Source organism: Cysteiniphilum sp. GTC20157, assembly GCF_055396795.1.
Genome location: NZ_AP044698.1, coordinates 2,177,575 through 2,191,972, shown reverse-complemented (window position 1 = coordinate 2,191,972; position 14,398 = coordinate 2,177,575). Strand labels below are relative to the sequence as shown.

Here is a 14,398-nt window from a genome sequence, read left to right as displayed (position 1 = left end):
GTCGTGCAATCTAGGTTTTTACAGATTATTGAATGGCTACAAGCGCTATTTCCAAATACGGAACCAACTTTGGTGCCGATTGTTGGTGATGCCAGTTTTCGTCAGTACTATCGCGTTAACCTTGAAAATAAGAGCTATGTCGTGATGGATGCGCCGTTGGATCGAGAAAAACCCGATGTGTTTTTTAGGGTTACGCGTCTTTTGCGTTACTTTAATTTGCAAACGCCAGAGTGTTATGCTTATGACCAAGAAAGCGGTTTTTTATTATTAGATGATTTTGGTGATACTCAACTTTATCATGCAGTGCATGCTGAAAAAAATATTAACCAATATGATCAGGTGTTGGCATTGATTCCAAAGTTTTGGCAGATTGAAAAGGCACTTTTCCCTAATTATGAAAAAACAAAGCTCGCTTCAGAGCTTGATGTTATGAAACTATGGTTTTGGCAATGGTTAGGGCTTAATGCGGAAACTTTGCACTCATTGGAGGCGCCATATCACCAGTTACAACAGATTCTTGTTAGCAATGCGCTGGAGCAACCCAATGTGTTTGTGTTTAGAGATTTTCATAGCAAAAATATGATGTGCTTACCGGATAAAACATTAGGGTTAATTGATTTTCAAGATGCGGTGAACGGTCCGATTACCTATGATTTGGTGTCTGTCTTAAAAGATTGTTATTTAACCTTGCCGGAGCAGCTGATTGATCAAAGTGTAGATACATATTATTGTATGGCGAAAGAGCAAGGGTTGTTGAATCAAGAAATAACACGAGATAAATATAGATATTGGTTTGATCTGACGGGATTGCAACGGCATTTGAAATGTTTGGGTATTTTTACAAGGCAAGATATTCAGAATAAACGTAAAAATTACCTATGTTATTTGCCACGAGTGATGCATTATATTGATGAAGTACTATCTAGGTACAAAGAACTGGCATTTTTTAATGATGTTTGGCAACAGCATGTCGTGCCTGTCTATGAATCAAAAATTAAAGCACTTAAAAATAAACCCGTTTCCGTTAAATTTGATACCATTGGTAGTGTATTTGAAAATCAGTAGAGAGTAAGATTATGTCGGCACGTTATGTTCATTTAAAACTGCACAGCGAATACTCGTTGATGGATAGCATTATCCGCATTAAGCCGTTGCTTGAGGAATGTGTTAAGCGCGAATTGGCAGCGGTTGCATTAACTGATATGTGTAATATGTTTGCCGCAGTGAAGTTTTATAAGGCAGCACTTGCCAGCGGTGTTAAGCCAATATTTGGCAGTGAAATTTGGATTGAGGTTGATGGTGCTCATTATCCGTTAACGTTAATTGCTAAGAACAATCAAGGCTATCAGGTCATTGTTGATTTGATTTCACATGCCTATCTTTATGCCAATAGAGTCAATGGTATTCCAGTGTTGCCTAAAAGCACGCTGGCGAGTTTTGATTTTACACATGTTTTTGTATTAAGCGGTGGTATTAAGGGTGAAATTGCGCAGAACTATTTGGCGCAAAAAGACACTGACGCAGAAAATGTTTTAGAGGCGTATCTTAAAGTTATTCCAAAAGAAAATTTTTTTATTGAGCTTCAGCGCATTGGTCATGACGGTGAAGAGGACTATATTCAAAAGGCAATTACTTTAGCGCAAGCGCATCAAGTTGCTGTAGTGGCAACCAATGATGTGCGCTTCTTAAATGAAAGCGATTACTCGGATCACGAGGTGCGTGTTGGTATTTATCAAGGCTATACTCTTTTGGATCAAACGCGTAAAAGTCAATACACATCTAAGCAATACTTGCGATCAGCTGATGAGATGTGCGAATTATTTTCGGATATTCCGCAAAGTTTAAGCAATAGTGTATATATTGCGCAAAATGCCAATGTTACGTTTAATTTGGGTGATGCGGTGTTGCCATCTTTTGATATCCCTCAAGGTATGACCGAGGCTGAATATTTTGCTGAAGTTTCTTTTAAAGGATTGGATGAGCGCTTTGATTTTATTCTAATGGATAAAAAAGAAGAAGATAAACCCGCCATTATTGAAAGTTATAAAGCGCGCTTGCAAGTTGAGATTGATGTGATTTGTCAGATGGGTTTTCCAGGGTACTTTTTGATCGTTGCAGATTTTATTCAATGGTCAAAAGACCATGATATTCCTGTGGGTCCAGGGCGAGGCTCAGGTGCAGGATCATTGGTGGCCTATGCGCTTAAGATTACAGATATTGATCCCATTCCTTATGGTCTGCTATTTGAGCGTTTTCTAAATCCAGAACGGGTATCGATGCCAGATTTTGATATTGATTTTTGTATGGATGGGCGTGATCGTGTGATTGAATATGTTGCGCAAAAATATGGTAGCGAGAGTGTCTCGCAAATCATCACCTATGGCTCGATGGCAGCTAAGGCTGTAGTACGTGATGTTGGTCGTGTGCTTGGGCAACCTTATGGTTTTGTCGATAGGATTGCTAAGTTGATTCCCAATGATCTTGGAATTAAGCTTAAGGATGCTTGCGCATCTGGGACACCATTGCATGATTTGTGTCAACAAGATGAAACGGCAGATGAGATTATTAAGATTGCACTAAAGCTTGAGGGTTTAACGCGCAGTGTCGGTAAGCATGCAGCAGGGGTTGTGATTTCACCTTCTAAGGTGACTGACTTCTCGCCGGTGTATTGTGAAGAAGGTACCAAACAACTAGTAACACAGTTTGATAAAAAAGATGTTGAAGAAGTTGGCTTGGTTAAGTTCGACTTTTTGGGTTTAAGAAATTTAACGATTATTGATAATGCTTTAAAAATTGTTAATAAACAAAGACGCTTACAGAATGAGTCTGAGCTTGATATCGCGCTGATTCAGATGACCGATAAAAAGACCTTTCAGCTTTTGCAAAATGGGGAAACCACGGGTGTTTTCCAATTGGAGTCGCGAGGCATGAAGGAGTTGATCAAACGTTTAAGACCGGATTGTTTTGAAGATATTATTGCTTTGGTGGCGTTGTATCGTCCAGGACCTTTAGGCTCTGGCATGGTAGACGATTTTGTCAATCGTAAGCATGGCAGGCAAGAGGTTAGTTATCCGCATCCTGATTTGAAAGAAGTGTTAGAAGAGACCTATGGTACGATTTTATATCAAGAGCAAGTGATGCAGATTGCACAGATTCTAGCGAATTACTCGCTGGGAGGTGCAGATTTGTTACGTCGGGCAATGGGTAAAAAGATCCCAGAAGAGATGGCAAAGCAGCGTGAGACTTTTGAAAAAGGGGCGTCTGAAAATGGTATTGACGCCAAGCTTGCAAGTTCAATCTTTGATTTGATGGAAGAGTTTGCAAAGTATGGCTTTAATAAGTCACATTCTGCGGCATATGCTTTAGTATCTTATCAAACTGCTTTCTTAAAGGCGCATTATCCAGAAGCCTTTATGGCAGCTGTATTGTCATCAGATATGGATAACACGGATAAGGTAGTTAACTTTATTTCAGAATGCCAAAAGATGCAGTTGAAACTTATTTTGCCGCATATAAATGTTAGTGAATATTATTTTACCGTGAATCAACAGACGGAACTTGTCTATGGTCTTGGCGCGATCAAGGGGGTTGGCTTTGCTGCCATTGAAGGGATTTTAGCAGAGCGTCAACAACATGGTGCCTTTAAAGATTTATATGATTTTTGTGCGCGTGTCGATACACGCAAAGCCAATAAGCGCGTTTGTGAAGCACTTATTTACGCTGGAGCAATGGATGGTTTCGCTGAAAACAGGCAAACACTTGTTGCAACAATTGAAGATGCAATGAAAGCTGCTGAGCAAAAAAGTCAGATGCAAAATAGTGGGCAGCTTGATTTATTCGGATTTAGCGAACCTGAGTCCCAAAATGACGCGACGCGTGACATATCACATATCAATGTGCCAAGCTGGAGCATTAAAGATAAGTTGATTTTTGAAAAATCAGTGTTAGGGATGTTCTTATCAGGGCATGTTATCGATGAAGATAGAATGTGGCTTAAGCACTTCAATGTTCAGCCTTTAAATCGCATTGCGGCAACAACGCGCAAGGAATCAATTCTGCTTGCTGGTGTTGTCGTAGCGATGACGCAACGTAAAACAAAGGCTGGGAAGTTGATGGGTGTTTTGCAGCTTGATGATGGTTGTGAGCGCTTGGAATTGGTGATTTTCAGTGAATTATATGACGCGGTTAAGCATTTAATCTCTGTTGATGAAACCGTTATTGTTGAGGGTGAGGCAAGTATTGATGCTTATAATGATCAGCTAAGGATTAATGCATTATCGATTGAGCCAATCGCTAAGTATGTTGATAAAAATATTAAATCGTTCAGACTGTCACTTCCTCAGCAGCAAGTGGCAAAAATACACGCTTTGCTTAAAGAGCTTGTTGAAACATCAAATGAGGCGGAACTTAAAAATGTTGAGCTAACTATACAGTCGGATGGTTACGATGTTGCATTGTCTGCCCATAAGATATTACTTGATGGCTATCAGTTAGGTGCAAAAGCGAAAGCTTTGAGAGAGAATGATATTCACTTGTCGCTTATTTAGTGACCAGGCTCATTGTTTATGGCGGTGAGTTATACATCGCTTAATCTTATATTTATAGCATTTTGCAGCATCCAATTCTTGATTTGCCGATATATTTGACTAATATAACCTTAAACATTTAGTCAGGAACCCTTTTAAAAGGAGAAATAAAGAATGAAGCACTATCTTGAGTTTTTAAAACGTGCGCTGTTTGCATTGTCGATGTTGCCGTTAACTGTGGCTGTGAGTTTTGCAACGGATACGCAGAATAATGCATTTTCAGCGATGACAGGTCCATTACAACAGATTATGGATGTGATCTCAGGGCCAATTGCGCAAATGGCAGGTGTTATCTGTATTGTAATTGCAGGTTTAGGGATCGCTTTTGGTGAAGGTGGTAGTGGTGTTAGACGCCTTTTTCAAGTGGTGATGGGATTGGCGATTGCCTTTACCGCAGCTAGTTTGATTTCTGGATTATTTAACCGTGGGTCAGGTTTGATTTTTTAGTGTTTTCTAATCTTTGGAAAATATATAACTAAACAATTAAACAGTAAAATAAAAAAGGATGCGTAACAATGGCTGTGCCTGGATTTGTGATTAAAATACACAACTCATTAACAACACCGCTTTTAACAGCAGGTGTGCCTAGACAGTTTTTTATTTTAAATGGTACTTTGGGTGCAGCAATTGTTCTTGGTATGCAGTCTTGGTATGGCATACCTATATTTATTATTATGCATACTGTTGCCGTATTGATGACCAAGAAAGATCCCCAGTTTTTCCAAGTTATGGTGCGTCATGTTAAACAACGAAATTATTATGGTGTATAGCTAATATGTTCAATATCGCAGAGTATAGAAAAAAGCCTGACAGAATAAGTGACTTATTGCCTTGGGCTGTGCTTGTTGATAAAGGCGTGATATTGAATAAAGATGGCTCGTTTCAAAAAACATTTGCGTTTAGAGGGCCCGATTTGGAGTCCTCAACGCAATCGCAATTGGTATCAATTACCGCGCGACTGAATAACACCTTAAAACGTTTAGGTTCTGGTTGGGCTCTGTATGTCGAAGCGCGTCGCAAAGCAGCGATGAGTTACCCTTCAGAGAACTATTTCCCTGATGCAGTAAGTTGGTTAATTGATGTTGAGCGTAAAGATCTCTTTGAGCGCAAAGGTGAAAATTATGAAAGTGAATATTTTTTGACCTTTCAATATTTGCCACAAAAAGAATCGGTTTCTAAGCTCTCAGGTCTTTTCGTTAAAGAGAAAAAAAGTGATGATGAGCATGATGCCGGTTATAAGAAGTTGATGAATTATTTCTCAGCGACGGTTAATCAGTTGTACGATATCATGCAAGATTATATGTATGAAATTACTGAGCTAAGTGATGAGGAAACATTAAGTTATTTACATAATTGCGTTTCGGAGCGCGCACATAAAGTCAATGTGCCTGATAATCCAAGCTACTTAGATGGCGTGTTAGCCGACACACCACTGCTTGGAGGACTTGAGCCAAAGTTGGGTAAGTATTATCTAAAAACGATTTCTATTTTAGGATTTCCAACAACATCCGTGCCAGCAATTTTAGATGGATTAAATCATTTGCCATTGCAATACCGTTGGGTGACTCGCTTTTTACCATTAGATAAAACCGATGCTGAAAAAGTACTTAAAAGTTATAAGCGCCAATGGTTTGCTAAACGCAAGGGCGGGCTGACGATTTTAAAAGAAGTGATGTCAAAAAGCGAAAGCGCGATGGTTGATAGTGCAGCTGTACAAAAATCTAACGATGCCGATGAGGCGTTATCGGAGCTTTCTGATGATTTAGTATCATTTGGTTACTACACGGCAACAGTGACCGTATGGGATACGGATAAAGATAAGGTCTATGAGAAACAACGTGAAGTAGAGCGTGTTGTCAATGGACTTGGCTTTGTTACTGTGTCAGAGACAATTAACTCAGTCGAAGCATGGTTGTCATCGGTTCCAGGACAAGCCAATGCTAATGTGCGCACGCCATTAATGCATAGTTTAAACTTAGCACATTTATTACCATTTTCAGCAGTTTGGGCAGGACCTGAGATTAATGCGCATTTAAAAGCACCGCCATTGTTATATGCGCGCACGGCAGGTAATACACCATTTAGATTATCTAATCATATTGGCGATGTTGGGCATCAAATGATTTTGGGACCAACAGGCGCAGGTAAATCGGTGCTATTAAACGTAATGGCAGCGCAATTTTTGCGTTATGACAATGCGCAAGTATTTATATTTGATAAAGGTGGCAGTTTCTTTGCGTTAACGCAAGGGGTTAAAGGTCATTTTTATGAAGTGGGCGATGTTGGTAAAGGCGGTTTAGTATTTCAGCCATTAGCCGAGATAGATCAAACAACTGAACGTGTTTGGGCGCATGATTGGGTGCTTGGACTTTTAGAAAATGAAAAAGTAGAGGTAACTCCTGAGGTTAAAGAAACCGTTTGGCTTGCTTTAATGAACTTATCAGAGGTGCCAAAAGAACAGCGCACATTAACAGGTCTTCGTTCTTTTGTGCAAGATAGAGCACTAAGAATGGCACTTGATTCCTATGTGTTAGGTGGTCCGTATGGCGAGATACTCGATTGCGATGAAGAGCACTTTAGTGATGCTAATTGGCAGTGTTTTGAGATGGAACGCTTGATGGCAATGCCAAATATTATTGCGCCCGTGTTGGCTTATATTTTCCATATCCTTGAGAAGCGTTTTGATGGTCGACCTAGTTTGATGATCCTTGATGAAGCATGGTTGTTTTTAGATCATCCGATTTTTGCTTCAAAAATTAAAGAATGGTTGAAAACATTAAGAAAGTTAAATGTGTCGGTGATTTTTGCAACACAATCAGTTGATGATGCGGTGAAATCACCCCTAGTATCAGCGCTTAATGAGTCATGTCCATCGCGCATTTTCTTGCCAAATGATCGTGCAATGGAGCCTGCAGTTTCGCAAGGCTATGAGTCACTGGGACTCAATTTAAGACAAGTGCAAATTTTAGCCCATGCGATGCCTAAGCGGCAGTATTATTTCCAGTCACATAAAGGTAACTGCCTATTTGATTTAGGCTTGGGGCCTATTGCATTGGCTTTTTGTGCAGTAAGCAGACCTGAAGATCGTAAGCATATTAGGGAAATACTGGCGCAACATAAGGGCTATGATTATTTCTTAAAAAGCTATTTGCATGGCAAAGGGCTTGACTGGGCATATGATATTGTCAAAAAGCACTACAAGGGGGATATAGATGCAACCTAGCGGATTTCCCTTTGGTAAAGAAATTCAGTCTTATCGGCAAACTGAAGTGATTACACCATTTCAAAAGCAAAATCAGTTGTTTGATAAACCCATTGGGCAGCTCATCTATAAAGCATATATTTGGCGAGTTATTTTTTTTAGTGGTGTGGGATTGAGCTTTGTTTTATCACTGATTTTAGTGGGTTATTTAAACTCTATCCCTTATAAAATATTGGTTGAGCAGGTCACCAGTAAAGGTTTTTTAAAATCCCCACCTGAGTTGTTGAGTCCTGATTATACCGTGAGTCAAACTGTATTAGAAGGGTTTGTTAAGTCACTCTTAATCGGCGATCAATCAGGCGATGTCTATAATAAGTTTTTGGATGAGGACTCGCAACTTGCATTAAAGCAAGGTATTGTTGGGATTGCGCAGAGCGAGCTTAAAGCAGCAACATTTGATAAATTCACAATGAATGCTTTAAATTTCAGCGGTGAATTAGTTGATAAACAAGGTACGGCAATATTGGTTGTTTCTGGACAGTTTGGGCACCAACCGCTAACAACAAAAGAGCAAGTGAAAATTAATCCTTTAGGAATCTATATTCAAAATCTAGCAATTGAAAGGTTATTGTAGATGGAAAAAGAAATGCAAGAAACGCAAAAAGTGCAAAAAGCGCAGAAAACAGACTACCAAAAAGCCTATGAAGAATGGGAGTTGCGTATTGGTAGTGCTAAAAAGCAAGCACGTAACTGGATGATGGCAGCAATTGCTATTTTGATCGTTTGTATCTTATTATTGCTTGCCATCATTATTGAGGCGAATCGTCAGCAAATGTACGTTTATGTTGCTGAAGTCAAGCCACAAGAGAGTGTGGTCAATGTGCAAACTGCATCGCAAAGCTATACACCCACAGTTGCGCAGAAAATTGCATTTGTCAGTGATTTTATCAAAAATATTACTGAGATTCCTTTAGACCCAGTCGTTCTTAATCGCCAATGGCAGTCGGCTTTACTAGCAGTTTCAGGTCGCGCGGAAGATCAGTTAAAGCAAGTTTATCAGGCAATTAAACCACTGAAGCTTGTGGGCGATAAAACGGTTACTACTGTGGTTACGAATGCCAATGAGGCCAGTAATAATAGTTTTGAAGTGACTTTTCAGTCAACAACATACAATAAAGATGGGGGTATTGAGAGTGTTAAAACATATAGTGGGATATTTACCTTCTCACCGAGTACTCCACCGAAGACATTAAATCAAATGGTACTTAACCCACTAGGATTAAAAATAGGTTTCTTCTCATTTAGCGAAAAAGGATCAAGTCAATGAAATTAAATAAAATTAGCCGTTTATTACCACTTACTGCAATTGCAATGGCAGGCTGTGCGACAAATAGTTATCAAGGTGACATTGACTCAGGTAAATTTGTGCAAGCAAAGCCCGCAGATGCCGCAGGCACTAAAGTTGTGCGTGAGTATATTCCCGTGCCAATGCCAGGGCAGCTGCGTCCTGTGCCAAACAGTAAAGCGGAAAAAGCAGCCAAAAAGCCGGTTTTAACCAAAGAAGAAGCGGTTGCTAAAGCCAATAAAGATGCGCAGCAGTTTCCAGATCAAAGTGACTTTTTTAATGCGATGATGACTTATAGCTATATGCCAGGGGCAATGTATACTATTTATGCAGCGCCTTTGAATATTACCGATGTCGTATTTGAACCAGGCGAGAAAATTATCTCACAAGCGGCAGGTGATACGCTTCGTTGGCAGATTGCTTCAACCTATAGCGGTGAGGGCAAAGATTTGCGTTGGCATATTTTGATCAAGCCACAGAAAACAGACCTAACCAACTCGATGATCATTACAACCAATAAACGCACTTATCATTTGATCTTAAAGTCGGTAGATCAGGATCAAGCAATGGTGTCGGTGAAATGGCAATACCCAAGTGCAATGGTGCAAGGTTTTAATGGTGGCAATTTAGGTGATATGAATGCATCAAACGGTGATAGCAAATTATTGCCGCCACCACAGCAAAACGCAGGACTTGATTTAAGTTTATCTCATATGAGTTTCAACTATAATTGGAGCATGTTAAAGGGTGATACGCCAAAATGGTATCCAGAGCAGATATTTAGCTCAGGACATCAGACCTTCATCAAATTCCCACATGAGGTAGTAGTTAGCAATGCAACGATGCCAGTACCATTTGTTCAATCAAATGATGGCAACTATGGCACAGCGAACTTTAACTGGCGCATGAAGGGGGATTATATGGTAATTGATACAGTTATTAAGAATGCCTACTTGAAAGCAGGCACTAAAGAGTCAGGTGAAACAGTTGTTGAGATTTCACAGAAGTAAGCATAATCAAGGGTTATTATGGCTAAGAAAGAACAAGATAAACTGGGATTAAGGGCGTCACCGCCAAAATCATCAGAGCTAAACAAAAAGTTAATCACTATTGTTGGTGGTGGTTTGCTTTTAATTATTATTGTGGCGTTTATTTTTTCGATTAATGCACCAAAGAAAAGCTCGACTGGCATGAACAGTTCTGATCTTAGCGCGAACGCTTCAGGAAAAAGCCTCAAAGTTTCTGATGAGCTATCCAGTTATAAAGATGCGCAAGCAATTCGTAAGCGTTTGGGTATGGATCAGCCTGTTAAAGTCGTGCAACAAGAAAACCCAGAGTTACAGCGCATGATTAATCAGCAGCGCTCACAATTGCAGGAATTGCAGACACAGATTAATAGTTTGAAAAATCAACCAAGAAGCCCAGAAAAACCTGCTCAACCAAGTTATTCGCCAATGGATCGTGAAGCGATGAATGCACCAATCTTTTTTGGAGGTGGTGCGCCGCGACCAATCCCTCAGGATAACAAGGATAAAGATAAATTAAAGCATGACGGCTCACAGGCAGCTAAAACACCAGAAGAGCAACGCGAAAACTTTATGAAAGGTGGTTTAACGGCAAAAGACATTACCAATGAGAATACCATTCAAAAGCCAATTTCAGATAATGTGATTATGGCGGGTAATTCTATTCCTGCCATTTTGCAAACAAAGATTGTATCGGATTTACCTGGGACTATTGTCGCACGTGTTGCGAAAGATGTTTATGACACATTAACAGGTACAGTGCTATTAATCCCAAGAGGAAGCTCGTTGATTGGGCAGTATAACTCAAGTACGGTTTATGGTGACACCAGTGTGCAAGTGAAGTTTATTCGTTTAATTCGTCCCGATGGCACATCAATTATCTTACCAAATCAGCAAGGTATGGATGATTCAGGTGTTTCAGGATTGGCTGATGAAGTCAACAATCACTGGGGTCAGTTAATTGGTGCTGCCGCCTTGTCAACCGTCTTTAATGTACCGGCGGTAGCAGCGCAGGTGGCCTCTCAAGGTCAGACAGGGCAATATGTAGATGGTCAGTTTGTTCCTAATTATGGCCAGGTTGCTCAAAACTCTGTCTTGCAAAGTCTGGGACAAACGGCAACACAAGTAGGTGGTAAGATTACTGATCGAGCGATGAATATTAAGCCGACAATTACGATTAACTCTGGTAAGGAGTTCTCGGTGCTCGTCACTAAAGACACTTATTTACCACCTTATGGGCAGAGTGAATAATGCGTTTTTTATGTATTGCTTTGATATTATTGAGTCTGTGCACACAGGCTTTTGCCTATGATAGTTCGTCGGATAGTAATAATAATTATAATAACCCCTATAACTCAAATAATGATAATAATGCAAATAACAGTAATAATAGCAGTAGTAACAATCAAAGCAATCAACAGCTTGTGCAGGAGATGAATAAAAAAACATCTAAAGGGCTTAAAGTGTTTGATAAGCTGTTGCAAGATGATGGACAGTCAAAACAAGACTTCTTTGCTGATGTTGGGCAAAACCCAACGTCAGATCAATTTGAAGGTGGTGATGGCAGTGGTGCCCCCGTTGAAAATCCATTTGCGAAAATTTTAGGCGATGATGTCCAAGGTAACCAGTAGGTAAGGTATGGCAGATGTAACCAGTGTGTTAGGAACACAACTACTTGATAAAATCCAATTTGGGTTTATCGAGCAAATCAATGCGAAATTTAGTGCATTGCAAGGTTCTGCGTTAGCACTTTTAGCAATTGTTGCCAGTCTTGAGCTTGTTATCTTTGGATTGGTATGGGTGATCAAACAAGATGAAGGTGTTGGCAACCTTATTGTTAAGATCATTAAAATTGGTTTGTTTTTTACCATTGTCAAATATTTCCCTGAACTGCTGCAAATGATCTTGGCAACTTTTATAAAGGTTGGCTATATCGTCGCACCTGAGAAATCACAAGCCTTGTTATATAGCCCTGGTAAGCTATGGGGGATCGGTTTTAAAGCAGGCGTGTCGATGCTTAAGATCTCGGTGCAATATGGAACATTTAACATGGGATTGTCGATGCTTTATCTGGTTTTGGGTATGGGGCTTTTACTAATCTTTGCTGCTATAGGTGCGCAAATCATTATTTCAGTGGTGCTATTTTATTTTGTGGCAGTATTGTCTTTAATTGTGGTGCCGTTGGGTGTGTTTAAACCTATACAGGATTTATTTTATAAGTCGATACAGCATTTATTAAGAGCAGGTGTGAGATTGCTTGCCGTGATATTTATTCTGGGTGTGGCATTTACGTTATTCCAAAGCTTAAAAATTACAGCAATTAGCGATTCAACAAGTCTTGAGAAACCCTTAGCATTATTCTTTACCTCCTTTATTTTATTGATTTTGATTTATACTTTGCCAAATTATCTGGCTAAAGCGGTCGGTAAGCCAGGTGGTAATATCTTCCAGAATATGTCATCACCAGCGGCAGCGCATGTTGTGGTTAATCAGCCAGCGCAATCCACTTCAGTTTCTGTATCACCAGTGGGTGCCGCCTCTTCAATGCATGGTGTTGCAGGGTCTAGTACGGCAATGGGTGGTTCAGTGCAATCAGGTGCCACAGTAGTAACTGGTGGAGGAGGTGCAGTAGGTGGAGGAAGTACGAATGTCAACGTCTCTACAACGGTTCAAGGTGGTGCCGTGGCTGGGAAGAAACAAGATAAGGTTTCTGATGCCTCCAATGTTAATAAGAGTATTTCTGATAGCACCATTCGTAAAATAAAAGAAGATTGATAAAACAGTGGCAAGGTTTTCATTTTTATATAAAACTCTTGCTATTTTAGCGATACTGTATGCTTTGTTGTGGCTATTAAAAGTCTTACATATTGGTTTTATTCAGCAATTAACACCAAGTATGCCCGAAGGTTGGTATTTCACCTATCCTGTAGCAGATTATCATAAAGGCGACAATGTGGTATTTATACCAAATCAGCAAACAGAGCATTATATTTTGACAAGAAAATGGTTGCCAAGAAACATCCCTCTTTTAAAGAAAATAGTGGGCGTGCCGGGCGATTTGTTATGTATAAAAGGGCAAAATGTCTATATTAATGAACAGTGGATTGGCAAGATCTATCAAACAGATGGTAAAGGAAACATGCTACCGGTATTTCAATTTTGTGGGAAAATACCTAAAGGCAGATACTTTATGCAAGGTGTTGCAAATCCTCATTCATTCGATAGTCGCTACTATGGATTGGTTGATAAGTTACAGATTATGAGTAAGGCAGTAAAATTATGATACAAAGAGCATTGATTGAAGAGCGGCAGTTAAACATGTTAAAAACTGCCTTTGGCAAAGAGGTGATGGATTATCTTTATGATGAAAAAATCATTGAGATTATGCTAAACCCAGATGGTCGCTTGCATTATGAGCGTATTGGTGAGGGGAAAGTCGCAACGGATATTTATATTCCGGCGGAGCAAAGTGAAAATATCGTCAAGCTTGTCGCGTCGTTTAAAAATCATGTTGCCAATGATGAACACCCTGAGGTGTCGGCAGAGCTCCCATTTCAAGGTGCACGTTTCCAAGGATGGTTACCTCCGGTAGTTAATCGTGCATGTTTTTCAATTAGAAGACGTGCCATTGCGATTTTTGCTTTAGATCAATATGTTGAGCAAGGCGCTTTAACACATGATCAGGCGGAAGGTTTAAGACGTGCCGTTGTTGAGCGCAAAAATATCGTTGTTGTTGGTGGCACAGGCTCTGGTAAAACAACTTTTTGTAATGCGTTATTAGCAGAGTTGCAAGGCAGTCAAGATCGTATTTTGGTGATTGAGGATTTGCCTGAACTTCAAGTGGAAGTTGATGATTTGGTGACGATGACAACAACAACATCCGTGACGATGCGTGATTTGGTTAAGGGCTCGTTAAGAATGCGTCCAGATAGAATTGTTATCGGTGAGGTCAGAGATGGTTCCGCGCTTGATTTGTTGAAAGCTTGGAATACAGGGCATCCTGGCGGGGTCTGCACGATTCACGCCAATAGCGTTGAGTCGGCACCTTATCGTTTTGAAGACTTGATTCAAGAAGCCGTGGTCACTGTGCCTAGAACGCTTATTTTGCAAGCAATTGATCTATTTGTATTTATTGCACGAGATAAAACGGGTAAGCGTAAAATTACAGACCTGGTTGAATTATCAGGCTATGAAAAGGGTGAATATCTTTTAAAACCCTACAAAATATAGTATTGACGCT

13 protein-coding genes are annotated in these 14,398 nt (G+C 39.9%); all 13 read left to right on the top strand.

All coding sequences use genetic code 11. The annotated features are described in order from the left end of the window. The first annotated feature begins 3 nt into the window (after positions 1 to 3). Positions 4 to 1,065, top strand: a complete 1,062-nt coding sequence (locus ACZ5V8_RS09920) for an aminoglycoside phosphotransferase family protein (RefSeq protein ID WP_464217646.1) — start codon at positions 4 to 6, stop codon at positions 1,063 to 1,065. Between the two features lie 11 nt (positions 1,066 to 1,076). Then, positions 1,077 to 4,547, top strand: a complete 3,471-nt coding sequence (gene dnaE / locus ACZ5V8_RS09915; RefSeq protein ID WP_464217645.1) for a DNA polymerase III subunit alpha — start codon at positions 1,077 to 1,079, stop codon at positions 4,545 to 4,547. Between the two features lie 153 nt (positions 4,548 to 4,700). Beyond that, positions 4,701 to 5,033, top strand: a complete 333-nt coding sequence (locus ACZ5V8_RS09910) for a TrbC/VirB2 family type IV secretion system protein (RefSeq protein ID WP_117002875.1) — start codon at positions 4,701 to 4,703, stop codon at positions 5,031 to 5,033. A 68-nt stretch (positions 5,034 to 5,101) separates the two neighbouring features. Then, positions 5,102 to 5,356, top strand: a complete 255-nt coding sequence (locus tag ACZ5V8_RS09905; RefSeq protein ID WP_117002874.1) for a VirB3 family type IV secretion system protein — start codon at positions 5,102 to 5,104, stop codon at positions 5,354 to 5,356. A 5-nt stretch (positions 5,357 to 5,361) separates the two neighbouring features. Next, entirely contained in the window at positions 5,362 to 7,809 is a 2,448-nt protein-coding gene (gene trbE, locus ACZ5V8_RS09900) for a conjugal transfer protein TrbE (protein WP_440617209.1), read from the top strand. Next, entirely contained in the window at positions 7,799 to 8,422 is a 624-nt protein-coding gene (locus ACZ5V8_RS09895) for a hypothetical protein (protein WP_440617207.1), read from the top strand. The genes trbE and ACZ5V8_RS09895 overlap by 11 nt, the downstream gene beginning before the upstream one ends. Beyond that, entirely contained in the window at positions 8,423 to 9,115 is a 693-nt protein-coding gene (locus ACZ5V8_RS09890; protein ID WP_440617205.1) for a VirB8/TrbF family protein, read from the top strand. Then, entirely contained in the window at positions 9,112 to 10,143 is a 1,032-nt protein-coding gene (locus ACZ5V8_RS09885) for a TrbG/VirB9 family P-type conjugative transfer protein (protein ID WP_440617204.1), read from the top strand. The genes ACZ5V8_RS09890 and ACZ5V8_RS09885 overlap by 4 nt, the downstream gene beginning before the upstream one ends. An 18-nt stretch (positions 10,144 to 10,161) precedes the next feature. Beyond that, positions 10,162 to 11,409 (top strand): TraB/TrbI/VirB10 family type IV secretion system protein, encoded by a 1,248-nt coding sequence (locus ACZ5V8_RS09880; RefSeq protein ID WP_440617203.1) that lies wholly within the window; start codon positions 10,162 to 10,164, stop codon positions 11,407 to 11,409. Further along, positions 11,409 to 11,789 (top strand): hypothetical protein, encoded by a 381-nt coding sequence (locus tag ACZ5V8_RS09875; protein ID WP_440617202.1) that lies wholly within the window; start codon positions 11,409 to 11,411, stop codon positions 11,787 to 11,789. The genes ACZ5V8_RS09880 and ACZ5V8_RS09875 overlap by 1 nt, the downstream gene beginning before the upstream one ends. A gap of 7 nt (positions 11,790 to 11,796) precedes the next feature. Beyond that, complete coding sequence (locus tag ACZ5V8_RS09870; RefSeq protein ID WP_440617201.1) at positions 11,797 to 12,933, top strand: type IV secretion system protein; 1,137 nt, start codon at positions 11,797 to 11,799, stop codon at positions 12,931 to 12,933. A 7-nt stretch (positions 12,934 to 12,940) separates the two neighbouring features. Then, positions 12,941 to 13,441 carry a signal peptidase I gene (lepB, locus tag ACZ5V8_RS09865; RefSeq protein WP_464217644.1) on the top strand — a complete coding sequence of 167 codons (501 nt, stop codon included), beginning with the start codon at positions 12,941 to 12,943 and terminating at the stop codon, positions 13,439 to 13,441. Beyond that, positions 13,438 to 14,388, top strand: coding sequence for a P-type conjugative transfer ATPase TrbB (trbB, locus tag ACZ5V8_RS09860; RefSeq protein ID WP_464217643.1), 951 nt, complete (start codon positions 13,438 to 13,440; stop codon positions 14,386 to 14,388). The genes lepB and trbB overlap by 4 nt, the downstream gene beginning before the upstream one ends. The last annotated feature ends 10 nt before the right edge of the window (positions 14,389 to 14,398 follow it).

What these genes read in the sequence shown, in the direction of transcription:
- dnaE (WP_464217645.1), top strand. Translation starts at nt 1,077, where the DNA reads ATGTCGGCACGTTATGTTCATTTAAAACTGCACAGCGAATACTCGTTG.
- ACZ5V8_RS09910 (WP_117002875.1), top strand. Translation starts at nt 4,701, where the DNA reads ATGAAGCACTATCTTGAGTTTTTAAAACGTGCGCTGTTTGCATTGTCG.
- ACZ5V8_RS09905 (WP_117002874.1), top strand. Translation starts at nt 5,102, where the DNA reads ATGGCTGTGCCTGGATTTGTGATTAAAATACACAACTCATTAACAACA.
- trbE (WP_440617209.1), top strand. Translation starts at nt 5,362, where the DNA reads ATGTTCAATATCGCAGAGTATAGAAAAAAGCCTGACAGAATAAGTGAC.
- ACZ5V8_RS09895 (WP_440617207.1), top strand. Translation starts at nt 7,799, where the DNA reads ATGCAACCTAGCGGATTTCCCTTTGGTAAAGAAATTCAGTCTTATCGG.
- ACZ5V8_RS09890 (WP_440617205.1), top strand. Translation starts at nt 8,423, where the DNA reads ATGGAAAAAGAAATGCAAGAAACGCAAAAAGTGCAAAAAGCGCAGAAA.
- ACZ5V8_RS09885 (WP_440617204.1), top strand. Translation starts at nt 9,112, where the DNA reads ATGAAATTAAATAAAATTAGCCGTTTATTACCACTTACTGCAATTGCA.
- ACZ5V8_RS09880 (WP_440617203.1), top strand. Translation starts at nt 10,162, where the DNA reads ATGGCTAAGAAAGAACAAGATAAACTGGGATTAAGGGCGTCACCGCCA.
- ACZ5V8_RS09875 (WP_440617202.1), top strand. Translation starts at nt 11,409, where the DNA reads ATGCGTTTTTTATGTATTGCTTTGATATTATTGAGTCTGTGCACACAG.
- ACZ5V8_RS09870 (WP_440617201.1), top strand. Translation starts at nt 11,797, where the DNA reads ATGGCAGATGTAACCAGTGTGTTAGGAACACAACTACTTGATAAAATC.
- trbB (WP_464217643.1), top strand. Translation starts at nt 13,438, where the DNA reads ATGATACAAAGAGCATTGATTGAAGAGCGGCAGTTAAACATGTTAAAA.